Annotated in this window: 23 protein-coding genes and 1 pseudogene; 8 read left to right on the top strand and 16 right to left on the bottom strand. The window is 70.3% G+C overall.

Annotated features, from left to right (window positions below; translation table 11 throughout):
* A partial coding sequence (locus tag VFF46_RS19875; RefSeq protein WP_325038656.1) for a DPP IV N-terminal domain-containing protein occupies positions 1–1,706 on the bottom strand: 1,706 nt, incomplete at its 3' end.
* A gap of 5 nt (positions 1,707–1,711) precedes the next feature.
* Entirely contained in the window at positions 1,712–3,184 is a 1,473-nt protein-coding gene (locus tag VFF46_RS19870) for an NCS2 family permease (RefSeq protein WP_325038655.1), read from the bottom strand.
* A gap of 139 nt (positions 3,185–3,323) precedes the next feature.
* On the opposite strand from VFF46_RS19870, the gene VFF46_RS19865 reads away from it, so the two are divergent.
* Positions 3,324–3,635: a DUF2530 domain-containing protein gene (locus tag VFF46_RS19865; protein WP_325038654.1), complete on the top strand. Its 312-nt coding sequence runs from the start codon at positions 3,324–3,326 to the stop codon at positions 3,633–3,635.
* Between the two features lie 9 nt (positions 3,636–3,644).
* Here VFF46_RS19865 and VFF46_RS19860 read toward each other — a convergent pair whose 3' ends face one another.
* Complete coding sequence (locus VFF46_RS19860) at positions 3,645–4,442, bottom strand: DUF3027 domain-containing protein (RefSeq protein ID WP_325038653.1); 798 nt, start codon at positions 4,440–4,442, stop codon at positions 3,645–3,647.
* A 106-nt stretch (positions 4,443–4,548) separates the two neighbouring features.
* Here VFF46_RS19860 and VFF46_RS19855 point away from each other — a divergent pair, with 106 nt between their 5' ends.
* Positions 4,549–6,375 carry an MFS transporter gene (locus VFF46_RS19855; RefSeq protein ID WP_325038652.1) on the top strand — a complete coding sequence of 609 codons (1,827 nt, stop codon included), beginning with the start codon at positions 4,549–4,551 and terminating at the stop codon, positions 6,373–6,375.
* 130 nt (positions 6,376–6,505) lie between these two features.
* On the opposite strand, the gene VFF46_RS19850 is transcribed toward VFF46_RS19855, so the two are convergent.
* Complete coding sequence (locus VFF46_RS19850) at positions 6,506–8,038, bottom strand: MFS transporter (protein ID WP_325038651.1); 1,533 nt, start codon at positions 8,036–8,038, stop codon at positions 6,506–6,508.
* Positions 8,039–8,138: 100 nt separating this feature from the next.
* On the opposite strand from VFF46_RS19850, the gene VFF46_RS19845 reads away from it, so the two are divergent.
* Positions 8,139–8,873 carry a TetR/AcrR family transcriptional regulator gene (locus tag VFF46_RS19845; protein WP_325038650.1) on the top strand — a complete coding sequence of 245 codons (735 nt, stop codon included), beginning with the start codon at positions 8,139–8,141 and terminating at the stop codon, positions 8,871–8,873.
* Positions 8,874–8,879: 6 nt separating this feature from the next.
* Here VFF46_RS19845 and VFF46_RS19840 read toward each other — a convergent pair whose 3' ends face one another.
* Entirely contained in the window at positions 8,880–9,263 is a 384-nt protein-coding gene (locus tag VFF46_RS19840) for a cold-shock protein (protein ID WP_325038649.1), read from the bottom strand.
* A gap of 109 nt (positions 9,264–9,372) precedes the next feature.
* Positions 9,373–10,848, bottom strand: a complete 1,476-nt coding sequence (gene larE, locus VFF46_RS19835) for an ATP-dependent sacrificial sulfur transferase LarE (RefSeq protein ID WP_325038648.1) — start codon at positions 10,846–10,848, stop codon at positions 9,373–9,375.
* A gap of 111 nt (positions 10,849–10,959) precedes the next feature.
* Here larE and VFF46_RS19830 point away from each other — a divergent pair, with 111 nt between their 5' ends.
* Genes VFF46_RS19830 through VFF46_RS19820 form a run of 3 tightly spaced genes read left to right on the top strand, consistent with a single transcriptional unit; the run spans position 10,960 to position 13,497 of the window.
* A complete protein-coding gene (locus VFF46_RS19830; RefSeq protein WP_325038647.1) occupies positions 10,960–11,889 on the top strand; it encodes a TauD/TfdA family dioxygenase in 930 nt (309 codons plus the stop codon).
* 55 nt (positions 11,890–11,944) lie between these two features.
* Entirely contained in the window at positions 11,945–12,553 is a 609-nt protein-coding gene (locus VFF46_RS19825; protein WP_325038646.1) for a TetR family transcriptional regulator, read from the top strand.
* On the top strand, positions 12,550–13,497 hold the full coding sequence (locus tag VFF46_RS19820; protein ID WP_325038645.1) for a R2-like ligand-binding oxidase: 948 nt from the start codon (positions 12,550–12,552) through the stop codon (positions 13,495–13,497). The genes VFF46_RS19825 and VFF46_RS19820 overlap by 4 nt, the downstream gene beginning before the upstream one ends.
* On the opposite strand, the gene VFF46_RS19815 is transcribed toward VFF46_RS19820, so the two are convergent.
* Positions 13,471–14,628, bottom strand: coding sequence for an MFS transporter (locus VFF46_RS19815; RefSeq protein WP_325038644.1), 1,158 nt, complete (start codon positions 14,626–14,628; stop codon positions 13,471–13,473). The genes VFF46_RS19820 and VFF46_RS19815 overlap by 27 nt on opposite strands.
* A 90-nt stretch (positions 14,629–14,718) precedes the next feature.
* On the opposite strand from VFF46_RS19815, the gene VFF46_RS19810 reads away from it, so the two are divergent.
* The gene (locus tag VFF46_RS19810; RefSeq protein ID WP_325038643.1) at positions 14,719–15,603 is read left to right on the top strand and encodes a LysR family transcriptional regulator; all 885 of its coding nucleotides are present in this window, start codon (positions 14,719–14,721) and stop codon (positions 15,601–15,603) included.
* Here VFF46_RS19810 and VFF46_RS19805 read toward each other — a convergent pair.
* The 9 genes from VFF46_RS19805 to VFF46_RS19765 form a co-directional block, all read right to left on the bottom strand.
* A complete protein-coding gene (locus VFF46_RS19805) occupies positions 15,585–16,658 on the bottom strand; it encodes an MSMEG_0565 family glycosyltransferase (RefSeq protein WP_325038642.1) in 1,074 nt (357 codons plus the stop codon). The genes VFF46_RS19810 and VFF46_RS19805 overlap by 19 nt on opposite strands.
* Positions 16,658–17,476, bottom strand: coding sequence for a carbon-nitrogen hydrolase family protein (locus tag VFF46_RS19800; RefSeq protein ID WP_325038641.1), 819 nt, complete (start codon positions 17,474–17,476; stop codon positions 16,658–16,660). The genes VFF46_RS19805 and VFF46_RS19800 overlap by 1 nt, the downstream gene beginning before the upstream one ends.
* Positions 17,467–18,294, bottom strand: a complete 828-nt coding sequence (locus VFF46_RS19795) for a carbon-nitrogen hydrolase family protein (RefSeq protein WP_325038640.1) — start codon at positions 18,292–18,294, stop codon at positions 17,467–17,469. The genes VFF46_RS19800 and VFF46_RS19795 overlap by 10 nt, the downstream gene beginning before the upstream one ends.
* A complete protein-coding gene (locus VFF46_RS19790; RefSeq protein WP_325038639.1) occupies positions 18,291–19,694 on the bottom strand; it encodes an MSMEG_0567/sll0787 family protein in 1,404 nt (467 codons plus the stop codon). The genes VFF46_RS19795 and VFF46_RS19790 overlap by 4 nt, the downstream gene beginning before the upstream one ends.
* Positions 19,691–20,761 carry an MSMEG_0568 family radical SAM protein gene (locus VFF46_RS19785; protein WP_325038638.1) on the bottom strand — a complete coding sequence of 357 codons (1,071 nt, stop codon included), beginning with the start codon at positions 20,759–20,761 and terminating at the stop codon, positions 19,691–19,693. The genes VFF46_RS19790 and VFF46_RS19785 overlap by 4 nt, the downstream gene beginning before the upstream one ends.
* Before the next feature lie 10 nt (positions 20,762–20,771).
* Entirely contained in the window at positions 20,772–21,293 is a 522-nt protein-coding gene (locus VFF46_RS19780) for an MSMEG_0572/Sll0783 family nitrogen starvation response protein (protein ID WP_325038637.1), read from the bottom strand.
* A gap of 56 nt (positions 21,294–21,349) precedes the next feature.
* Positions 21,350–22,168 (bottom strand): amidohydrolase family protein, encoded by an 819-nt coding sequence (locus VFF46_RS19775; protein WP_325038636.1) that lies wholly within the window; start codon positions 22,166–22,168, stop codon positions 21,350–21,352.
* Position 22,169: 1 nt separating this feature from the next.
* Positions 22,170–23,426 carry an MSMEG_0569 family flavin-dependent oxidoreductase gene (locus VFF46_RS19770; protein WP_325038635.1) on the bottom strand — a complete coding sequence of 419 codons (1,257 nt, stop codon included), beginning with the start codon at positions 23,424–23,426 and terminating at the stop codon, positions 22,170–22,172.
* 138 nt (positions 23,427–23,564) lie between these two features.
* The gene (locus VFF46_RS19765; protein WP_325038634.1) at positions 23,565–23,990 is read right to left on the bottom strand and encodes a helix-turn-helix domain-containing protein; all 426 of its coding nucleotides are present in this window, start codon (positions 23,988–23,990) and stop codon (positions 23,565–23,567) included.
* 50 nt (positions 23,991–24,040) lie between these two features.
* Between VFF46_RS19765 and VFF46_RS19760 the strand changes: the two are divergent.
* Positions 24,041–24,294: pseudogene (locus VFF46_RS19760) on the top strand (MFS transporter); the annotation flags it as partial.

Below are 24,294 nucleotides of genomic sequence, written 5' to 3'. Positions count from 1 at the left end.
AAGTCGTCCGGCCGCAGCAGTACGGCGGCCGCGGCGAGCAGGCCGCCGTAGCTCCAGCCGCGGATGCCGACCCGGGTGAGGTCCAGCGCGCCGGTCTGTTCGGCGGCGGCATGCAGCGCGGTCACCTGGTCCTCGAGCGGGGCCGTCAGGTTGTCGAGGTACACGGTCTTCTCCCAGGCCGGCCCACGTCCCGGCGTACCGCGGCCGTCCGCGATCACCACCGCGAACCCGTGCTCAGCGAACCACTGCCCGGTCGCGAACGCCCCGCTCGACTGCCGCAGCACCAGCTGCGCCGCGGGACCGCCGTACGGCGCCATCAGCACCGGGAGCTTGCCGCCTTCGTACCACGACGGCAGCAGTACTGCGGTCCGCAGCTCGAGCTTGCCCGCACGCAGCCAGGTGATCCGCGGCGTGACGCCCGGTTGGGCGGCACGGGATTCGATGGTGCGTTCCGGCCGACCGGGCCGACGTACGACGAAGGACCTGTGGGTCTCGGTGTTCGACTCCACGAGGAGCGTGTCGCCGGAGCGGGTCGCGGTGTGGGTACCGGGCTCGTTGGTCAGCCGGTGCAGCGTGCCGTCGTACAGCCAGAGGTGGTCCTCGGTCGGCTCGTCGCTCGCCTCGAACAGCACCTGCTCGCCCGTGACGTCAAGGACCCCGCGGAGCTGCAGGCCGTCCGGCGTGACCGGTACGCCGTCGATCGTCAGCCGCCGGGTCTCGCCGTCGTCCACGGGATGCACGAGCTTGCCGGACGCCGTACGGGCAGGTGTGCCGTGGATCAGCTCGACCCACGCCGGGTCCCGCTGCTCGTGCAGGAGCTTCGTCACGCCGGTGTCGGGATCACCCGCGAGGACCTGCAGCGTCCGTTGATCGCGGGACTGTACGGCGAGCAGCGGGCCGTGCGCGTCCCACGTCACCGCGGCGAGGTACTCGTACGCCGCCCGGTCCCAGCGCAGCTCGATCGCGCCGCCGTTCAGGTCGAACGCGTGCAGCGTGACGATCGCGTTCGGCGTACCGGCGGACGGGTACGCGACCTCGCGGGGCGGGCGGTCCGGGTTCGCCGGATCGGCGATCCACCAGCGCTGCACCGGCGTCTGGTCGACCCGAGCGGCAAGCAGGCGGGTGCCGTCCGGCGACCACCAGTGCCCGCGGGTCCGGCCCATCGACTCCGCGGCCACATGCTCGGGCAGGCCCCAGCCGACCTCGGGATCGTCGTCGGCGGCCACCACCAGGTCGTTGCCATCGGCAAGGTCTACGACGCGCACCTGGCGGCCGGTGACGTACGCGACCCGGCGGCCGGTCGGGTCGATCCGCGGGTCGACCACCCGGCCGGCGGTCCAGATCTCCCGGGGCAGCGCGTCCAGCCCGTCGAGGTGGTACAGGATGCCCTGGAGGGCGAAGACGATCTGCCGGCCGGTCCGGTCGGCGGAGTAGCCGACGATGCCGGACGTACGTTCCCGGGTGCGTTCCCGCCGTACCCGCTCCGCCTCCGGGAGCGCCTCGCCCGCGCCGACGTCCTCGGGCGCGATGACGAGCTGCTCCACCCCGTCCGCGTCGAGTTGCCAGAGGCAACCGGTCCGGTCCTCCGGGCCGCGGGTCCGGAGGAACAGTACGTGCTCGTCGTACGGCGTGAACGCCCTCGGCAGGCCGTACGTGAAGCGGCCGGTGCGTGCGGATTGGGCCGGGAAGTCCTCGATCGGGTCCACTGTGCTCAGGTTAGCCAGTCGCTCAACGGGCCGATCGCGAAGTACACCACGAACAGCGCCGAGACCACCCACATCAGCGGGTGCACCTGGCGGGCCTTGCCCCGGACCAGCTTGAGGATCACGTACGAGACGAAGCCGGCGCCGATGCCGGCCGAGATCGAGTACGTGAACGGCATCAGCACGATCGTCAGGAACGCCGGGAACGCGACCTCCAGATCGCTGAAGTCGATCCCCTTCACCTGCGTCATCATCAGGAACCCGACCAGGACCAGGGCCGGCGTCGCGGCCTCGTACGGGACCAGCTTCACCAGCGGCGCGATCACCATCGAAAGCAGGAAGCAGATCCCGGTGACCACACTCGCCAGCCCGGTCCGGGCGCCCTCACCGACCCCGGACGCCGATTCGATGAACGCCGTGTTGCTCGAGACCGAGGCAGCGCCACCGGCGGCGGCCGCGACCCCGTCGACGATCAGGATCCGCTGCGAGTTCACCGGGATGCCGTCGGCGTCCAGCAGGCCGGCCTCGGCGCCGATCGCGGTCATCGTGCCCATCGTGTCGAAGAAGTCGGCCAGGATCAGCGTGAAGAGCAGTAGCAGCGCGGTCACCACCCCGGCCCGCTCGAACGACCCGAACAGGCTGAACTTGCCGAGGGTGCCCAGGTCGGGCGCGGAGAACCACCGGTCCGGGAGCTTCGGTACGTTCAGGCTCCAGCCGCCGAGGTTGTCCGCGGTCCGTGCCCCGACACCGGCGATCGCCTCCACGACGATCGCCAGTACGGTGGCGGCCAGGATGCCGATCAGGATGGCGCCCTTCACCTTGCGCGCGTACAGGATCACGATCAGGATCAGGCCGAGGACGAACACCAGCACCGGCCAGCCGCGCAGGCTGCCGCCGACGCCGAGTTCCACCGGTGGTCCGCCGGCCGCGGCCGGGCGCCGTACGAAGCCGGCGTCCACGACACCGACGAACGCGATGAACAGGCCGATGCCGACGCTGATCGCCACCTTCAGCTGCAGCGGCACGGCTTCGAAGACCGCCTTCCGGAAGCCGGTCAGCACCAGGATCAGGATGACCAGGCCTTCGAGCACGACCAGGCCCATCGCGTCGGCCCAGGTCATCTTGCTCGCCACCGAGAACGCGACGAACGCGTTCAGGCCGAGGCCGGCCGCCACCGCGAGCGGGAAGTTCGCCACCAGCCCCATCAGGATCGTGATCACGCCGGCCACCAGCGCGGTCGCGACCGCGACCTTCGCGATCGACGCCGTCGGGTCGGTGCCACCGCCGACGAGCTGACCGGAGCCGTCCTTCACGGTGCCGATGATCAACGGGTTCAGCACGACGATGTACGCCATCGTGAAGAACGTGACCAGCCCGCCGCGGATCTCCCGCCCGAGCGTGGATCCGCGCTCACTGATCTTGAAGAACGAGTCGAGTGGACCGAACCGGGAGCGGGCCGTCGCGGCCTGGGACGAGCTCATGCCCCGCATAGTGCCAGTTCCTACCGACCAGTTGCGAGCACTTACGCCAAACCGTTGCGCCCGGCCCCGAGGGAACGACCACCAGATGCGGATCGGGACCGCGAGGCTGGTTGCCGGGGCCGGCGACTAAGGTAGAGGCGTGACGGAGGAGCAGGGCGGGACCAAGAAGCGCACCGATCCGACCAGTCAGCTGGCGCGCGGCGAGCTGGTGCACGCCGAGGTCAAGCCGCTGGACCTGTCGGGGATCCCCAGTGTGATCACCGGGATCGCGCTCTGGGTCGTCGCGTTCGTCGTGCTGCTGCTCTTCCGCGGCCAGCTCAAGGACAACGGCCTCGACTGGTGGCTCTGGGTCCCGGTCGCCGGCTTCGGCCTCGGCCTGATCGGCCTCTGGTACTGCAAACGCCGCTGGACCGCCATCCAGGCGGGCGACCGCCCGGCCACCGAGGACTGACCCAGCGGTCTACTCGTCCTGCGCCGGCGTGACTTCCGGAGCCAGCTCGAGGGTGTCGTAGCCGGTGGTGTCGAAGGCGTGCTCGGGGGTGGGGGCTTCGGCGAGGTCGATGGTGGCGTCGGAGTGGGCGCCGCAGCCGTAGTCGTAGGCGACCACGTGGGCCTCGCCGGGGGCCATTTCGTTGGCGCAGACACCGAACGCCTGGCCGAGGCTGTCGGCGAGGCGGATCCAGTAGCCGCACGAGTGGCACTTGTACGGGACCGCCTGGGCGATCGCGGACGCCGGGCCGAAGTCTCCGGCGTACCAGCGCTCCGCTGCCTCCTCGCGGCCGAACGGCGAGAGCACCCGCTCCCGTCCGAGACCGAGCTCCTCGACGACCGTCAGCACGTCCTCGGGGGCGTCCGCGGTGTCGGTGAAGCCGGGCTCCAGGCGCGGGTCGTCGGGCAGCGTCGGGAACAGGTCGCCGGGGCGCAGGTCGCCGGGCTGGACGCGTTCGGACCACGGGACCCACTCGGGCGCGACCACCGCGTCGTTACCGGGAAGCATCACGACCTCGTTGATCGTGACGGTCTTCGCCCGGGACGCGCGGGTCACCGTGACGGCCCAGCGCCAGCCGCGGTACCCGGGATGCGTGGAGGCGAAGTAGTGCGTGACGAGGCGCTCACCCTCGACCAGATGTCCGAGGTGTTCCCCGACCTGCGCGGCGCCGGCTTCGGCGATCGCGGCCTCCCGGGCCGGTTCGACCGCCGCGACGCAGACGGCGTCGGGCTTGGCACGTACCGCTTCCGGTGCTTTGACGGGAGTCACAATCGCCCATTCTCGCACGCTCCTCGCTGTACGCCGAACCGCCCTGATCGACCACGGATACGCGCGGTTCCTGCGGTCTGTCCCCGGGAGGAGGCAGGATGGTGTCATGCAGTCCCCCGACCCGTCCGACCCGAACGCCCGCGCGGACCGCGGCGCGGCTTCCGGCGGTGCGCGGCAGGCAGGCGACGCCGGGCAGGCCAGGTCCACCGGCGATCGGCTGGGGGACGCCCGGGAGCGGGTCGGGAGCGCGGGCAAGAAGGTCGGCAATGCCAGTAAGAAGGTCGGGCACGCGTCCAAGGTGGGTGCCGAAGGGTTCGCGTCGGCCTCCCGGAAGGCGGCCACCGTCGGCGGGCGGTTCGGGCGGGCGACCGGGCGGCGGATCCGCGGGCTGACCGGTGCGCAGGGCGCGGGCGAGTCCGGGCTGTCGCGGCTGATCGAGCTCGGCGCGGTGAACGCCGCCGGTGACACCGCGTTCGCCGTCTCGCTGGCCGGCACCGTGTTCTTCACCGTCCCGGCCGGCCAGGCGCGGGACCGGGTCGCGCTGTTCCTGCTGCTGACGATGGCGCCGTTCGCGTTGATGGCGCCGCTGATCGGCCCGGTCCTGGACCGGTTCCGGCACGGCCGCCGCTGGGCGATCGGCGCGACGCTCGGCGCCCGCGCGTTCCTGGTCTGGGCGCTCGCGTCCTCGATCACCAGTCACAACTCCGTGTGGCTGTACCCGGCGGCGCTCGGCTGCCTGGTGGCCTCCAAGGCGTACGGCGTCACCCGCGCCTCCGCCGTGCCGCGGCTGCTGCCGAAACAGATCACGCTCGTCACCGCCAACTCCCGGATCTCGCTCGCCGGTGTCGCCGGTGGAGCGATCGGCGCCGGGCTCGCGGGCGCGTTCGCCGCGATCGGCCCGCAGTGGTCGCTGCGCTGGGCCGCGCTGGTGTACATCGTCGGCCTGATCCTCGCGATCCGGCTGCCGAGCGCGGTCGACTCCCCCGCCGACGAGGAGGCCACCGGTACGGCGGGGCGCATCGCCCGCAAGCGCGCGATCACCGCCGCGGTGTCGCGCGGGATCCGCTGCAACCTCGGCCTGCGGTTCGTGTCCGGGTTCCTGACCATGTACTTGGCGTTCCTGCTCCGCGACCAGCCGATCAGTGGTGTGAAGGGTGCGGTCGCGGCCGGTGCGGTGATCGCCGCGGCCGGGATCGGCAACAGCCTCGGGACCCTGCTCGGCTCGTTGCTCAGGTCCCGGAGACCCGAAGGCGTCGTCCTCGTCGTACTGCTCGCGGACGCCGCCGTGGCGGTCGCGGTCGCGGTGCTGTACGGCCTGCCGATCCTGGTGGCGCTCGGCCTGGTCGCCGGTTTGTGCAGCTCGCTCGGGAAGCTGTCGCTGGACGCGATGATCCAGCGCGACGTCCCGGAATCCGTGCGTACGTCGGTGTTCGCGCGCTCGGAGACGGTGCTGCAGCTCGCGTGGGTGATCGGTGGCGGCTGCGGGATCGTGCTGCCGCTGATCCCGCGGCTCGGCTTCGGGTTCCTCGCCGGGGTGCTGCTGATCGTGGTCTTCCTGGTACTGCGGATGCGCCCGACTCCGCGCCCGACCGAAGGGCCGCTACGTCCCGGCGGTCTCGGCGGCCCGCGCACCGACGGCCCGCACCACCCGCGCCGGCACCCGTCGTACGACGAGCACACCGAGAGCACCTCCCGCACCATCCTCAGCGTCGCCGAACAACGCGCGAACCGCGCCCGCCGCTCCAGCACCGAGGACGAACCGACCGTCGAGTGGCGCGCCGGCGCCCCGGAACAACCGGTCGGCCGCTGGTGGAGCGGCCAGCCCGAAGAAGACGAGAACACCACCGAAGAGCCGGCCCCCTGGTCCGAAGAACCCACCGAAGAACGCAACCACCCCACCAAACGCCGCCTCCCCCGCCGCCCACCCCGCTGACGCGGGGTGAAGAGCGAGGGTTGGCATGACCAGCCGGCGGCCGGGTGGGGGTTCCACTCGGCCGCCGGTTGTGGTGTGGGGTCAGGCGGTGGGGAATGGGTTCCAGCCGGCCGCCGGTTGTGGTGTGGGGTCAGGCGGTGGGGATCAGGTCTGCGTTCTCGGGGTCTTCGGCGGGGGTTGCGGGCCTGGTGCCGCGGAGGGTGAGGGTGGTGACTACGGCGGTCGTCAGGAGGAGGACGGCTCCTACCAGGGCTACCGCGTTCATGCTGTGGGTGAAGGCGTGGCGGGCGGTGGTGAGGACCGTTTCGGCCAGCTGGGTGGGGAGGTGGGCGGCTGCGGCGGTCGCCGCCGGTAGACCCTCACGAACGGGGGCCGCGACACCAGCCGGCAGGTCGGAGCGGTAGACCGCCGTACCGATCGAGCCGAGGACCGCGATCCCCAGTGCACCGCCGAACTCCGAGAACGTCTCCATCACCGCGGACGCCGACCCGGCCCGTTCCGGAGCAACCGATCCGACGACACCCTCGGTCACCAGCGTCATCACCATCACCAGGCCCGCGGCGAGCAGCCCGGCACCGGTCAGCGGGACGGCCAGTGACGAGTCGACGTGCACCTGGGTGAGTACGCCGTACCCGGAAGCCGCGAGTACGAAGGCCCCGCCGATCACGTAAGCACGATCCAGCTTCCCGGCCAGCGCGGTGGCCAGCGGAGCTGCGCCACCGACCAGCACCGACGGCGCCAGTGACCACAACGCGGCCTTCAACGGCGACAGCCCGTGCACCAACTGCAGGTACTGCGTGAGGAAGACAGCGTTCCCGACCAGCGCCAAGGTCCCGACCGTGTTCGCCGCGAGCGACCCGCTGAACGCACGGTTCCGGAACATCGACAGGTCCACCATCGGGTGCTCCGCGGTCCGCTGCCGCCGTACGAACAGCACCCCGAACATCAGCCCCGCCACGATCGCGACCACCGGCAACGCCGACCAGCCGTGCGCGGCCAGCTCCTTGATCCCCCAGATGATCGGCAGTACGGCGGCCAGCGACAGCACCGAGCCGAGCAGGTCGAACCGTCCGCGCGCCGGCGCCTTGAACTCCGGCAGCAGCGCCGGCGCCAGGACGACGAGCAGCACCATCGCCGGGGTGTTGATCAGGAACACCGAGCCCCACCAGAAGTGCTCCAGCAGGAACCCGCCGAGCACCGGACCGAGGGTGATCCCGCCCATCATCACCGCGCTCCAGAACGCGATCGCCTTCGACCGCTGCTTCGGGTCGTGGAACATGTTCCGGATCAGCGCCAATGTCGACGGCATCAGCGTCGCGCCGCCGATCCCGAGCACGGCGCGGGCGGCGATCAACTGCTCCGGGTTCTGCGCGTACGCCGCGGCGACGGACGCGAGGCCGAACCCGATCGCGCCGAACACCAGCAGCCGGCGGCGGCCGATCCGGTCGCCGAGCGAGCCCATCGTGATCAGCAGACCGGCGAGCACGAAGGCGTAGATGTCGAAGATCCACAGCTGCTGGGTCGCGCTCACGCCGAGGTCGGCGCTGATGAACGGGACCGCGAAGTACAGCACCGAGACGTCCATCGAGACCAGCAGCAGCGGCAGTGCGAGCACGCCGAGCGCGATCCACTCCTTGCGTCCCGCCCGTTCGTTCGTACCCATGAAACCCCTCCGGAGTTATCTGTCTACGCCGCACACTGTGTGCGCTATACACAGACCATACACATGACTGTCTATCCTGTAAACAGATAGGATGAGAGGCATGGACGAGCAAGAGCTACCACGGGTCCTGCAGCAGCTCTGGGGTATCGAAGGGCGGAGCCGGCCGGGGCCGAAGCCGGCGTTCCACATCAGCGACATCGGGCGGGCCGCGGTCAAGCTCGCGGACGCGGGCGGGCTGAACGCCGTGTCGATGAGCAAGGTGGCCGCCGAGCTCGGCTTCACCACGATGTCGCTCTACCGGTACGTCGGCGCCAAGGACGACCTGTACGTCGTCATGCTCGAGCAGGCGTTCGGCGAACCACCGGCACTGGATCCCACGAAGGGCTGGCGGGAGCAGATCACCGCCTGGGCGCAGACGTTCCGCGACGGACTGCGGCAGCACCCGTGGATCCTGCAGATCCCGATTCAGGAGCCGCCGCTGTCACCGCACCAGCTGGCCTGGATGGAGGCCGGCCTGCAGGCGTTCGACAGTACGCCGCTGACGCCGCAGGACCGGCTGTCCGCGATGCTGCTGGTGAACATCTACGTCCGCGGTACGGCGCAACTCACCGCGAACATGCTGACCGAGCCGGAGGCCGTACAAGTGGCCGACCGCCTCTACACCGAGCGCCTCACGATGCTGGCGACCCCGGACCGGTTCCCGGGAATCGCCGCAACCCTCGAGGTACCTCCGGACGAGGGCTACGCGGGCGACTTCGACGCGGCCGAGTTCGGCTTCGGGCTGGACACCGTGCTGGACGGCATCCAGTCCCGGATCGACCGGCTGACCAGCTGAGGGTCCTCAGACGTCGAGCTTGTCCGCGACGCCGCGCAGTACGGTCGCGACCTGGCGGGCGGACTTGTTATCGGGCTGGCGGCCGCGGCGGTAGTTCTCGCCGAGGCGGTCGAGGAGTTTGATCAGGTCCTCGATGACGACCTGCATCTCCTCGGGCTTCGGGCGCATCGCCTTCGCCACCGACGGCGGCGGGTCGATCAGCCGGACCTGCAGGGCCTGCTCGCCCTTGCGGCCCTCGACGACGCCGAACTCGACCTTCTGGCCGGGCTTCAGGTTGGTCACACCCGACGGCAAGGCCTCGGCGCGGACGTAGACGTCCCCGCCCTCCTCCTTGCTGAGGAATCCGAACCCCTTCTCGGAGTCATACCACTTCACCTTGCCAACGGGCACGGGAAACCTCTTCAGTCGTGAATCGTTCGGAATCGAAAACCAAGCGTACGTGAACCGGCGCAACCGCGCCTCCGGGAAAGTACCTGATCAGGCAGTCTCCCCGCACCCCTCAAAGATTCCGGTACTTTTCCGGTTCGGCGAGGCGCTCGTTCATCGACCCGGAGCGGAATCCGCGCGGGTCGACCTGCGCGGTCGCGAACCCCTCGGCGACCACCGCGCCGACGAGTTCCCGCTGGTCCACCCGGTCCAGCAGCGCCGCGTCGATCTCGATCGAGGCGCTGTCGCCGAGGTCGCGGACACGGACGTTCTGGACGCCGTACGACGCCAGCCGCGACCGCACCGCCTGCTCGGCCCGGTCGACCCGGGCGAGCAGGTTCGGGGTGATCCGGATGCCGTACGCGATCCGGCTCGACAGACAGGCCGCGGCGGGCTTGTCGGACGTCTCCAGGCCCCAGCTGCGCGACGCCGTGCGGATCTGTGCCTTGGTCAGCCGGGCGTCCCGCAGCGGGGTCAGCGCACCGCGTTCGAAGGCGGCCCGGATGCCCGGCCGGAAGCCGGCGATCGCGTCGTCCGCGTTGGTGCCGGTGGCGATCGCGGTGATCCCGAACTCGTCCGCGATCGGCTGCAGCGTCTCGATCAGCTCGGCCTTGCAGAAGTAACACCGGGCGCCGGAGTTCGCCTGGTATCCCTCGCGCTCCATCTCGTGCGTGTTCGGCGTGACGTGCCGTACGCCGATACTGTCCGCGAACCGTGCCGCCGGCTCCAGCTCGGCGGCCGGCAGACTCTCGGACACGGCCGTCGCCGCGACGACGTTGGCGGGCCCGATCGCCCGCGCCGCGGCCGCCAGCAGGAACGCCGAGTCCGCGCCACCGCTGAACGCGACCACCATCTTGTCGTACGACGACAGCCGTCGCATCAACGCTTCCAGCCGCTGCTCGAGCACGTACCCCTCGAGCCACGCCGGGAACTCGGTCAGGTCGTTCAGTACGACGTCAGCGCCGTACGCGCGCAACTCGTCCGCGGTGAACGGGCCGGTCGCGACCGACACCGCGACCGCACCGGCGGCATGCGCGCCGTCGATGTCCGCGGTGTGATCGCCGACGAAGACCGTCGCGTGGTGCTCGCGCAGCGCCGTACCCTTCTCGGCGCCGTGCAGGTCGCCGACCGGCTCGTCGACGTCCAGGCCGAGGTGCTCCAGGTGCAGCCGGACCGACGGGGTGTACTTCGCCGACACCACCATCGTGCGGCCGCGGAGCGCGCGGATCGTGGCCAGCGACTCGGCCACGCCCGGCAGCGGCAGGCTGCCCGAGATCGCGTGCTCCGGGTAGTGCTCGCGGTACCGCGCGACCATCGCGTCGACCTGCTCGGGCGGGAACCAGTTCGCCATCTCCCAGGTCAGCGGCGGCCCGAGCCGGCTGACCACCAGGTCGGTGTCGATCGGCACGCCGGTCTCCGCGGCCAGCAGGTCCCAGACCGCCTGGATCCCCGGCCGGGAGTCGATCAGCGTCATGTCCAGATCGAACCCGACGACCAGCTCCGGAGCGTCGGCGGTATCGGGGGCGGGTTCAAGCGCGGCGGTTGACACGCCCCCAACACTACGTGACCCGTCACGCACCCGGTCTCGCATCCCGAAACGAACCCAAAGTCTACTAATTCGGTTGGATTATGGAGGTTAACCGACCGTGAGGGAGCAATCATGACAGCGCAGCTGGAAGCACCGGAGATCACCGTCGCCAAGGTTGGTGGGGCGATCGGGGCGGTGGTGGGGAACGTCCGGCTCGGTGGTGAGCTGGCGGCGGAGACCGTGGCGGCGATCCGGCGGGCGTTACTGGAGCACAAGGTGATCTTCTTCCGGGAGCAGCAGCACCTGGACGACGCCGGTCAGCTCGCCTTCGCGAAGCTGCTCGGTACGCCGACGCTCGCGCACCCGACCTCGAAGAGCCTCGACGGCGCCGCGAACGTGCTGCCGATCGACTCCGATTACAGCAAGGCGAACAGCTGGCACACCGACGTCACGTTCATCGACCGGATCCCCGCGATCAGCCTGCTCCGGGCGGTCACGCTGCCGGCGTACGGCGGCGACACCACCTGGGCGAACACGGTCACGGCGTACGCGAATCTGCCCCGCGCGCTGCAGGCGCTGGTCGACCGGCTGTGGGCGGTGCACAGCAACGTGTACGACTACGCCGGCCACGCCGACGAGGGGCGGATCGGCGGGGTGGACGTGAAGTACGAGGAGCACCACAAGCAGTTCGAGTCGAAGCTGTTCGAGACCGAGCACCCGGTGGTCCGCGTCCACCCCGAGACCGGCGAACGGTCGTTGATCCTCGGCCATTTCGTACGCCGGTTCGTCGGCCTGAGCTCCACGGAGACCACCGCGCTGTTCCAGCTGCTGCAGAACCGCGTCACGAACAACGACAACACCGTCCGCTGGCACTGGCAGCCTGGCGACCTGGCGATCTGGGACAACCGAGCGACCCAGCACTACGGCGTCGCCGACTACGACGACCTGCCGCGGCGGCTGCACCGGATCACGCTCGCCGGCGAGATCCCGGTGAGCGTCGACGGTGTCCGCAGTACGCCGCGAACCGGGGACGCCTCGCACTTCTCCGCGCTTGACAATTGACGACACCCTGTTCGACCTCTTGACATCGAGACCATTTTTGTAAACCCTCGTCCGCATGGACTCGTTCGCCGACCGGACCAAACGCCGCCTTCGTGACGAGTTGCTGGACGCTGCACAGGACGCCATCGAAACAGGTGGGTACGACGGGCTCCGGATGGCCGAGGTCGCTCGTCGGACCGGGGTGTCCCGGCAGACCGTCTACAACGAGTTCGGCGACAAGTGGGGCGTACTGGAAGCCGTCGCAGCACGCGAGACCGAGCGGTTCCTGCTGGATGTGAACGCAGCGCTCGCCGAGCATTCCGACCCGATCGGCGGCTTGCAGGCCGCCGTCGAACGGGCGCTCGCACTGGCCGGGGAGAACCCGCTAGTGAAGGCGGCGCTGAGCCGGCCGGGATCGGACCAGGCCAGTCAGCTGCTGACGACACGGGGACAGCAGGTGCTGGAGCTGGCACACCTCCGGCTGGATGCCCATGTCAGGGAGCACTGGCCGGAGGTACCTCCAGAGGACGCGACCAGCTGCGTCGACGTCGCCTTGCGCATCGTCATCAGCCACATCGTCACCCCGGGCCCTCCCCCCGCGGTGGTGGCGGCGCAGCTGGCTCGCGTGCTCTCACCCTTCTTGCAACAACACCGGCTCGCCGACTCCCGGAGGCTGCACGTATGAACGATTTGCACAGGCAGGGTTTCAGCTCACTGAAGGCCGGCGGGCTCAACTGGGACGCGTTGCCGCTGCGGCTCTTCGACAAGGGCAACCGCAAGTTCTGGAACCCGCGGGACATCGACTTCAGCCAGGACGCGAAGGACTGGCAGGAGCTGAGCGACAACGACAAGGACAACGCGTTGATGCTCTGCTCGCAGTTCATCGCCGGCGAGGAGGCGGTCACCGAGGACCTGCAACCGTTCCTGCAGGCGATGTCCACCGAGGGACGGTTCGGCGACGAGATGTACCTGACGCAGTTCTGCTTCGAGGAGGCCAAGCACACGGCGGTCTTCCGGCTCTGGCTGGACGCGGTCGGGGTCACCGAGGACCTGCATCGGTACGTCGAGCACAACCCCGGGTACCGCACGATCTTCTACGAGGCCCTGCCGGTCGCGCTGAAGTCCCTCGCGAACGACCCGTCGCCGTCCAACCAGGTGCGCGCGTCCGTGACCTACAACCACGTGGTCGAAGGCACGCTCGCGCTCACCGGGTACCACGCGTGGAACCTGCTGTGCACGTCCCGCGGCGTACTGCCCGGGATGCAGGAGCTGATCCGCCGGATCGGCGACGACGAGCGGCGGCACATGGCGTGGGGCACGTTCACCTGCCGCCGGCACGTCGCCGCCGACGAGTCGAACTGGAAGGTCGTCACCGACACGATGGAGGAGCTCCTCCCGCACGCGCTGACGCAGATCCAGTGGGCCATGGACAACTCGCCCGCGCTCCCGCCGGAGATCAACCCGACCGCACTGATGGCCTACGCCGGTGACCGCGCGACCCGGCGGCTCGGCGCGATCGAGTCCGCGGTCGGCGCCGACGTGGCCGGGATCGACCTCGACTACTCGCCGGAGAAACTCGAGGACACCTTCGGCGACGAGGACTCAGCCGCGCTGGCCGCGGTTCGCTAGCAGTACCGCAAGCGCCGCAGTCGCGAGTACTGCGGGAAGCCAGGTGACCGCCGTCGTACCGAAGTGGTCGGCGACCCGGCCGCCGGTGAAGGCGCCCAGTGCGATCGATCCGTTGTACACCCCCACCAGGACAGCGGACGATGATTCGGGGGCACTGGGCGCCGCGGCGTGCGCCCACGCCTGCGTGCTGACCGTCGTACCGCCGTATGCGAGACCCCAGATCACCAGCAGTCCCAGGGCTCCGGTCGTCGTGGTGCCGACTATTGGCATGGCCAACGCTGTCAGGGCGATCCCTGCCGCGATCGCGGTCAGGGCCCGGTGCGGGCGGAGGGCGCCGGTGAGGAAGTTGCCGATGACACCGGCCGCGCCGTACGCGAGCAGGAGCACGCCGATCAGCGCGGGCCCGGTGTGCGGTTCGAGGAGCGGGCGGACGTAGGTGTACGCCGCGAAGTGACCGGTGACGATCAAGGCGACGAGGACGAGCCCTACGCGAACCTGCTTGAGGTGGAGGATTTCCCGCACGTCGGAGAGGCGGACAGGTCGTTCCGGTGCGAGTTGCGGCAGGAAGATGCTCAGGGCAACGGAGAGGGCCAGGGCGAGGACGCCGACACCGGCGAACGCCCAGCGCCAGCCGGCCAGCTCGCCGACGTACGCACCGGCCGGGATGCCGAGCACAGAGGCGATTCCGATGCCGGAGAAGATCAGGGAGGTTGCCGGTCCGGCGGCGTTCGGCGGTACGACGCGGCGGGCGAGACTGACCGTGAAAAGCCAGACACCACCGATCGAGACGCCCATCAGGACCCTCGTGACCATCAACACGACGAAGTCCGAGGTGACCGCAGCGGCGAATGCCGACGCAGCAAGCAGCACCATCAATCCACCCAGCACTGCCCGGCGGTCCAGCTTCCCGAGCAGCAACGGGAGCACTGGCGCGGCAACTGCAGAAGTAACACCTGTCGCTGTGAGCGCCAGGCCTGCAGTGCCTTCTGTTACGTGCAGGGATTCGCTCATCGGGGTGAGCAGGCCTACAGGCAGCATCTCGGCAGTCACCACCGTGAAGACGGTTGTCGCCATCGTCACCGACGCGGCCCAGCTCCCCGCGTCAACTGACTCGCCGCAGATTGTTGTCATGTCACCAGTGAGCGGCCGGACCGCGGTGCGGAACAACGGCGATCTGACGATGCTTGTATTAGTAGGGCTAATCGATCGGAGGATCGCGTCATGGCGCTCGACGTCCGCGAACTGGAGTGCTTCCTCGTGCTGGCCGACGAGTTGCACTTCGGACGTACGGCGGAACGGCTCTACCTGTCGCAGAGCAGGGTCAGCCAGTTGCTGCAGTCCTTGGAGCGGCGGATCGGCGGGCAGTTGTTCGAGCGGACCAGCCGACGGGTGGCGCTGACGCCCCTGGGCAAGGAGTTCCTCACCTCGCTGCGACCGGCGTACGCGGCGCTCGAGCGGGTCGTCGAGAACGCCCGCGAGTACGCCGGCGCCACTCGGGGGACGCTGAAGATCGGATTCCAGGGCGCCGCCGGCGACATCCTCCTCGGCGCCGTCGCGGAGTTCCAGTCCCGGCACCCCGAGTGCTTGATCGACGTCTGTGAGTTGCCGCTCAACGACCCCTTCGGCGCCGTCCGCCAGGGAGCCGTCGATGCCGCCGTCGTCCTGCTGCCGGTTGCCGAGGACGACCTCGTGCTGGGACCGGTTTTCTCGCACCAGCAGCAGACCCTCACCGTCTGCTCGAGTCACCGGCTGGCCGCTCGGTCCGCCATCGGCGCCGAGGAACTCGCCGGCGAGTGCCTGATCGCGATCGCCGGACCGGCGCCCGGCTACTGGCGCCAGGTGCAAGCGCCCACCCAGACGCCCGGCGGCCAGTTGATCCACCGCGGCCCTGAGGTCCGGACATTGCAGGAGGGCCTGTCGCTGATCGCCGCGGGCCGTGGCGGCATGCTCGTCTGCCGCCCGACTGCCGAACGCACCCAGGGCTGGCCCGGCATCGTCAGCGTCCCGCTGTCCGGCCTGCCCGACTCCGCCCTCGGCCTGGTCTGGCGGCGCGGCGGGGACACACCCGTGTTGCAGGCGTTCGCCAATCAGCTGAGGTGCGAGTAGAGCCGCAGGTGCGCGTCGGCCGCCGCGGACCACGTGTAAACCTCGGCGATCTTGCGGCCCAGCTCCACCCGGCCGCGGTCGACCGTGCGGAGAGCGTCGGCCAAGGCGTCCGGACCCGTCGCGTACGTCGCAGCGTCGCCGAAGATCTCGTGGAAGACCGGCAGATCCGAAACCACCAGCGGCACACCGGCAGCCAGCGCTTCCAGCGGGGCGAGGCCGAAACCCTCTTTGGCGGAAGGAAAGGCGAACACGTCGGCCGCCGCGACCAGGCTCGGCAACAGCGTGTCGTCGACGGCACCGAGCACCACCGGTGCGACGCCGAGCTCCGCGGCACGGTGATCCCAGGCGGCGCGGTAGGAACGGTAGTCGAACAGCGTCTCGCCGCCCGCGATCACCAACGCCGGCTCCGGCGAGTCGAGGCGGGCGTAGGCCTCGAGCAGGTCGAGCGAGCCCTTACGAGGCTCGATGCCACCGACGGTCAGCACGTAGCGCCCGAGCCGCCGGCGCCACCGGGCCCGCTCGGCCGCCGCGGCCGGCTCGTCCGCTGCGGCTGCCAGGAAGCGGGCGGCATCCACGCCGTTCGGGATGACTGTTGCCTTGAGCCCCCAACCGGTGAGCAGCTCGCCGGCCACCGTCGTGGACACACAGACGTGCGCGTACGGGTCGACGATCGCGCGCTCGTGACAGGCGGCCAGCTCGGGGGTACTGAACTGCTCCAGGTGATGCACGGTCCGGATGCAGCGACCGGCCGCGTTCGCGCTGATGCAGTCCTGCGCGTGCACGATGTCGTACTGCGATCCGTCGAAGGCCTCCCGCAGTACGTCGATGGACCGCAGGATCCGCGCGCCGACGCCTTCACCGGGCCGGTCGGGGAACGGGACCAGCGCCAACCGGACGCGCGGATCCACCGTCCGGAAGAAGCCCCCGTCGCCACCGCGCGCCAACGACCAGACGGTCACGTCCGCGCCGGCGGCGGCCAGCGCCTCGGCCAGGTAGAGCGTGTGGACCACGCCACCGCGCGGTCTGGTCGAATAGCTGAGCAGCGCGATCCGCATCAGTAGACCTCCGGACGGCGTTCGTCGAGATGGTGCAGGACCCGGCGCGCGGTCTCGATCTCGGCGCGGACGTCGACCTCGGCGATCGCGATCCCGGCCTTCGACCAGGTCCGGGCCACGATGTCGCCACCCGGGCCGACCACCTTGGACTGGCCGAGGAACCGCAGGCCGCCGATCGAGCCGGTCAGGTTGGACGAGACCAGCACGACCTGGTTCTCGGCGGCGCGGGACCGGTCGTAGAGGTCGAACAGCCGGGACTGCCGGTCCTCGTTCATCCGGGCCGCCCGGTTGGTGATGCTGGTCGGCCAGGCGCACAGGCAGGCGATCACGTCCGCGCCGTCGACGGCGAGCGCCCGGGCCGCCTCCGGGAACGTCTTGTCGTAGTCGATCATCATGCCGAGCCGTCCGATCGGCGTGTCGAACCCGGCGAACTCGTTGCCGGCGGCATAGATCGCGCGCTCGCCCGGTGGCTGGTGCACCTTGCGGTGCCGGCCGAGCACTCCGTCGCCGGTGACGCACAGCCCGGTGTTGTACCGGCGCGGCCCGTCGGCCTCGCAGAACCCGAAGCACACCACCATGTCGCCGGCCATCGCGATCACCTTGGCGATCAGCGGATCGTCGAGCGCGAGGGCGGGCGGCAGGTCGTCGAGCGCCGGATCGCCCAGGTCGTTGAGGTACCCGCCGAGCGCCGCGTCCGGCAGCACCAGCAGCTGGACCTGCTCGCGGCGGCCGTGCCGGATCAGCGCCTCGACCCGGGACAGGTCGAACTCCAGATCCCGGGTGAAGCCGGCGGCCACCGCACCGATCGTCAGGCCCATGCCGGCTCGTACGTCTCCGGCCGCCGGTCCCGCAGATGGCCCATCGAGCGGCGCGCGAGCTCCAGCGCCTGCTCGACGTCCAGCCGGGCGATCGCCATCCCCTCGGTCACACCGGTGTCCGCGAGGACGTCGCCACCCGGATCGACCACCTTCGCACTCGCCACGAACCGCAGCGAGCCGAACGTGCCGGACTGGTTGGCCGACAGCCAGACCACCTGGTTCTCCAGCGCCCGTGCCCGGTCGAACAGGTCGAACCGCCGCTTCCACCGGTCCTTCGCCAGGTCGGGCTCCGGGTTCGTCCGCGCGCCCGGCCAGGCCGACACGCAGACGATGATCTGCGCGCCGTCCAGGGCCAGCGTCCGCGCCGCCTCGGGAAACGCCTTGTCGTAACAGATCATCAGCCCGAGCCGCCCGACCGGGGTGTCGAACGCCTCGAACCGGCCACCGGCCGCGTAGTGCTCGTCCTCCCGCAACGGCTGATGCACCTTGCGGTGATGTCCGAGTACGCCGTCACCGCTGACGCAGACCGCGCTGTTGTAGATCAGCCCGCCGGCGGCTTCGGTGTACCCGGCCGTGACGACCAGGTCGCCCGCGAGCCGGGCGAGTCGATCGATCTCGGGGCTGTCGACGGTGAACGCGGGCGGAGGCTCCGCCGTACCGTCGAGGCTGAGCAGGTAGCCGCCGAGGGCACCCTCCGGGAGTGCGAGCAGGCGTACGCCGGACGCGCGGGCCTGGGCGATCAGCCGCTCCACCTGGGCGAAGCACGCCTCCAGATCGCGGCCGAAGTTCGCGGCCACGGCCGCCATTCCGAGCGTCATGCTGCTCCCATCCCGGTCACACCGGACGTCAGCGCGGTGGTGACCTCGCCGTCCGGCCAGCGCAGGGCGACTCCCTGTCCTGTGGTCAATTCGCCGCAGACGGAGCTCATCGCCGGTCCGGCCTCGGGTTGCCGCGGGCCGGTGGTGAGCATCGCGAATCCCGGGAAACAGGTCAGCCAGTCCCCCATCGATGCGGTGCGCGGCTTCGGTACTGCCGCGACGTCGAGAACGGCCGCACACCCGGAGGCTTCCGCGAGCATGCCCAGCGTGCCGACGACGCCCGCCATCGACACGTCCTTGGCCGCTGACGGTTGCGCCCGACCGACCGCTGTCGTCATCGCCCGCAACTCGTCTGCACGCCGGTACGTCGTCGAGTCCCACTGCCGGCCGACGTACCCGGGTCGCCAGCCGCCGCCGAGGTCGGCGGTCAGCCGGACCTGCTCGCCCGGGCGTCCGCCGCCACCGGCAACCGGGCGCGCCGTCCGGCCGAGCGCGGTCACGCCGAGGGCCGCGGGCACGCCCAACTGTGTGTGCCCGCCGAGAATCGGTACGCCGTACGCCGCTGCCGCCCGCTTCAGTCCGCGGAGTACGCGTTCGGCACTTGCGGCATCGCGGGCCCCGAGCGCGTCCAGCAGGCCGACCGGTACGGCGCCCATCGCGGCGAGATCGTTGACGTTCACCAGCACCGAACACCACCCGGCCCACTCCGGGTCCCGCTCGACCATGGCCGGCACGATCGCGTCGCAGGCCGCGACCAGATCACTCCCCGGCACCGGCGCCCCGTCGTCACCGACGAAGCCGACCGGCCCGATCCCTTGTAGCAAGGACCCCAGCTCACTCTTGGTCGCCGCGACCAGCTGGGCGATCCGCAGGATCGGCCACCGCATCAGCACGTGTGGCGTGTTCGCCACGGCCGTCGGCCGGACGGTCTCCCATCCGAGCCTCTGGAAGAACCGCTGGGTCCCGAGTTGTACGGTCGCGTCGAATCGCAATGCCCCAGCGGCCTCGGCCCGGGCACAGGCGGCCCGCACCAACGCGGCACCCACCCCGGCCACCCTGGTGCCGAAGGAGGTGGGCGCGGTGACGAGGCGGCCGCCCTGCCACCAGCCGACGTCCAGGCCCGGCGTCGCAGGCCCGAGCCGGACCCCACCGACCACCGCTCCGCTCCGGTCGCGCGCCACCAGCACGACTGTTCGCGAGTCGTCGTCGCGGTCGTCCAGGTCCGTCCGGGCGAACAGGCCTTGACGCTCCACGAACGCCTCGTGCCGCAGGCCGTAGTACGCCTTCCGTGCAGCGGCGTCCGCCTCCTCGACGAGGAACGGCGGCGGCCGGTCACCGAGCAGCGCACTGACGTCCGCCGCGTGCAGCACACCGCCCCTCTGGACCACTGTCGTCGTCACGAGCCGGCCGCCTGCAACAGGCTGCACGCACCGCAAGCAGCGCAGCCGGCACCTTGGTCGGCCCCGCGCATGTCCGCGGCCGCAAGCAGGGCGGCAACGCGGGCCGTGACGTCACGGACGATCGCGGGATCCGGAGCCGTCACGCCATCGGCCCGGGCCAGCGTCCCGAGTATCGGCCGCAGCGGGACGACGAACGGGTAGACCCCGCGCTCGATCAACCTCCCCGCTCCGGCGACCAGCTCGTCCGGGTCCTCCCCCATCCCGATCAGCAGGTACGTCGACACCCGGTTCCGCCCGAACACCCGCACGGCCTCGTCCCACGCCGCCTCGTACTCCTGCAGGCCGACCGTCGACTTGCCCGGCATCCACTTCCGCCGTACGGCGTCGTCCAGCGACTCGACGTGGATGCCGATCGAGGTCGCTCCGGCGTCGCGGAGCTCGGTCAGCACGGACAGGTCCCCCGGCGGCTCGATCTGAACCTGGATCGGCAGCCCGGGCACGGCAGCCAGGACCGCCGTCACCGAACGCACCAGGTTCCGGGCGCCCCGGTCCCGGCCGGTCGTCGTACCGGTCGTCATCACCATCTGGGTGACACCGTCCAGCCGGACGGCCGCCTCGGCGACCTCGGCCAGCTGCGCGGGTGTCTTCGCGGCGATCGTCGCGCCGGCGCGCAGCGACTCCTCGATCGAGCAGAACCGGCAGCGGGTGGACTCGTCGTACCGGATGCAGGTCTGGACCACCGTGGTCGCGAGCACGTCCTTGCCGTGCAGCAGGGCGATCTGGCGGTACGGGATCCCGTCGGCGGTGGTCAGGTCGTAGAACCGCGGCCGGTGTACGGGCTCGACGGACAGGCCGAGGCCGAGTCCGTTGCGGAAGACGGTGCCGTCCTTTACCTGATAGGGGCTGTCGGCAACGATCGGGAGGGTGGCGTTGGCGCCGTCGATGACCAGGTGCCCGTCGTCACTCGGCCCGGCGCCCTTGCTGCGACGGACCGGCGCATCCACCTGGACGCCGTACACGGCCATCTCGGACCGGACCGCCAAGGCTTCGTCGGCGCCTACGCTCATGACGACCGCCTCAGAACATGTAGGTCGAGTTGACGATGGCGCCCTTGCGGGCGTAGTGGATCAGCGCGTCCTGCACGTCCAGCGGGTGCGTCGGGATGACCCCTTCGATCAGGTCCTCCTCGCGGGCGCCGTGCAGCGACAGCCCGAACCGGCAGCAGTACACCTTGCCGCCCTCGGCGATGAACGTCTTCAGCGACTCGTTGATGTTGTGCTCACCGGGGAACGCCGAGTTGCCGGTGGTCGGGAAGCCCCGGGTGGCCAGGCAGTTCAGCGAGCCCGGGCCGTAGAAGTAGATCGCGGACTCGAAGCCCTTCCGCTGCGCCCGGGTCGCCTGCAGGATCGCGACGAAGCTCACCGAGGACTCGTGCGCGATGCCGTGCACCAGGGTGAAGTAGGTCTCGCCGTCCTCGGCCTGGTAGTCCGGGAACACCTTGGTGCCGCCGTAGATGCTGGAGCCCTGCGGCAGCGACGGGTGCGGGATCTCCTCCAGGCTCTTGGTCTCGAGGTCGGTCAGTTCGGCGGTGTCAGGCATGTCTTCGCTCCTTGCGTCGGGTCGTACGGGTCGGTCGTAGAGCTCGGTCGTAGAGGTCAGTCGTAGAGGTGGGAGAAGGTGCGGTGGAAAACGTGGCCGGCGAGTTCGCCGTCGCCCATCGCGGCGCGCATCCGGGCGAGTTCGCCGGCGTGGTCGCCCCAGGGCTGGTCGCTGGCGAACAGCACCCGGTCGTGCCCGATGCCGCGGCGCTCGATCTCGGCGGCCAGCCAGCCCGGGGCGAAGCCGATCGCCCAGGACAGATCGGTGTAGACCTGCTTGCCGGCCTCGATCCAGTCGAAGAACCGGGAGCCGATCAGCTTGATGTGACCACTCATCCCGCCGCCGAAGTGCACCAGGTGCAGCGGCACGTGGCCGGCGTACACCTCGACCAGGTGACCGATGTGGTCGATGTCGGACGCGGCGCCGGGCGAGGTGTGCACGTGGACGACGAGTCCGTGCCGGCGTGCGGTCGCGAAGATCTCGTCCAGCTGCGGGCGGACCTCCTCGTCGGCCGGATGCCCGCCGAGCAGGAAGCTCAGTTTCAGTGCCCGTACGCCGGGCTCGGCCGCCAGTGTGAGCGCCTTCGCGGTGAGCTCGGCGTCCTGCGGGCGGGGCGAGACCCAGAGGCCGGCCCGGATCCGGTCGTCCCGGGCCGCGGCCTCGACGACGAGTTCGTTGAACCCGAACGAGACCGCCACGTCGGGGACGCCGTAGTTGGGGATCACCAGCGCACGGTCCGTCCGCTCGGCGTCGAGGTCGGCGATCAGTTCGCCGATCGTCGCCCGCGCGCCGAGGTCGGGATGCACCGGAGGCCCCCCGTAGAACGGATAGGCCGGGAGCACGCCGAGGTGGCGGTGGGCGTCGCAGATCCGCATCTCAGGCCACCGTCCGATGCAGGCCGGCGATCCAGTGCACACCCGCTCGGTGCTCGACGATCCGTTCGGCGAGGTACTGCGCATCGTCCGCGACGCCGGCGAAGCGCCCCGATCCCCAGGTGTGTTGCCAGGGCAGGCCGACGAAGTACAGCCCGGGGACGCTCGTGACCCCGCGCCGATGGGACGGACGTCCCTGGCCGTCGAACACCGGCACCCGGATCCAGCCGTCGTCGCGCCGGAACCCGGTACTCCAGACGATCGCCCCGATCCCCTGCAGTGACAGCTCTTCCGGCTCCGCGTCCGGTTGCCAGACCGGCTGGTAGCGGTCCTCCTCGGGCGCGTCGATCCGCTCGCTGTCGATGTACGCGTCGATCGCGTCCTTGATGCCTTCGGACACGGCATCGGCGTGGTCGAGGTTCCGCCCGAGGTCGCCGGCGAAGCGCAGTACCTGCGGATCCGCGTCGACCAGGCGGCCGTACAGCCGCATCCCTTCGAGGGCGAACCGCCGCAGGTCGATGTCGCGTCCACCGTCGCGTCCGGTGACGTAGTGGTTCGCTCGCAGGCGGACGGCGTCGGCGTCCTCGAACTCGTCGATCCCCTTGCGGTAGTAGCCCATCCGGTCCAGCCAGGTGACCACGTCGAGGCCCCGGTAGAACCGTGCCACCCGCGGAGCGCTGCCGGTCGCCAGGTGCACGGTCCGCCCGGCCAGGTGCAGGTCCTCCGCGATCTGGCACCCGGACTGTCCGGTGCCCACCACGACGACCTCGCCGGGCGGCAACTGGTCAGGGTTCTTGTACTGCGACGAATGCAGCTGCACGACCCGCAGCCGCTCGGCCATCCGCGGGATCCGTGGTGTCTGGTACGGACCGGTCGCGACCACCACCTGCCCCGCGGTGATCGTGCCGGCCGTGGTGGCGATCCGGAACCCGGAATCGAGCCGGGTCGCCCGGACACCTTCGACGATCGGGACGTCGAACGTCCGGCGATAGTCCTCCAGGTAGCCGACGATCTCGTCGCGGACCATGAAGCCGTCCGGCTCCGGTCCGTCGTACGGGAAGCCGGGAAGCCGGCACTGCCAGTTCGGCGTCACCAGGCAGAACGAGTCCCAGCGGCGGTTGCGCCACTCGCTGCCGACCCGATCCGCCTCCAGCACAAGGTGATCCACGCCGTGCCACCCCAACTGCCGGCTGGTCGCCAGGCCCGCTTGACCGCCGCCGACCACGACGACGGGATGGTGCGCACCGTCGGAGAACTGCATGCCGGCTCCCGGGGTCTCGATCCGTCCTGGACGACTTCCAGTGAAGGACCGCCCGGTTGCCCCGCTGTTGCCCCCGGAACAAACTCACGTTTCCGAATCGCCGTCTGCTGTTTCGCGTGGGTAACGCCGACACCCCGGTCAGGGCACCTTGCGCACCTCGGTGTCGGCCGGGGTGAGGAGCCGGCCGTCGGAGGCGTGTACCTCGAGAGGCTTGAGCGGCTGGTGGTGCTGCCGGTCCAGGAGCCGGGAGTGCGGCTCGCCCGGATCGAAGGCGAAAGCCTCGCCCCATTGGCGGAGGGCGACGATCACCGGGAAGAGGGCCTCGCCTTTGGCTGTGAGGGTGTAGTCGCGGTCGGCGTGGTCGAGGATGCCGTTGTCCACAAGGGAGCTCAGGCGGGCGCTGAGGATGTTCTTCGCGACGCCGAGGCTGCGCTGGAAGTCGCCGAACCGGCGGCTGCCGTCGAACGCGTCCCGCACGATCAGCAGCGACCACCAGTCGCCGACCGCGTCCACCGAGCGCGCCACCGGGCAGCTCTCGTCGTCGAACCTGGTCCGTTTGACCATTCCGCACCTCCTGGTTGCAACATGCTACCAACCTCTCCTACGGTAGCAAGATGCAACCAAATCTTGGGTTCCGTGGGCGGGTGCTGCTGGCTGTCGCGGCCGGGGTCGCCGTCGCCACCGTGTACTTCGCGCAGCCGCTGCTCGTGACGATCGGGCAGGACCTCGGGATCGCCGCCGGTACGGTCGGCCTGTTCGTCACCGTCACCCAGGCGGGGTACGCCCTCGGCCTGTTCTTCCTGGTCCCCCTGGGCGACCTCCTCGACCGTCGCCGCCTGATCCGTCTGCACTTCGCGCTGCTGGCCGC

Origin of the sequence: Kribbella sp. (assembly GCF_035655035.1) — a bacterium.
In the GTDB taxonomy this organism is placed as follows: domain Bacteria; phylum Actinomycetota; class Actinomycetes; order Propionibacteriales; family Kribbellaceae; genus Kribbella.
This window is presented reverse-complemented; position numbering and strand designations above follow the sequence as displayed.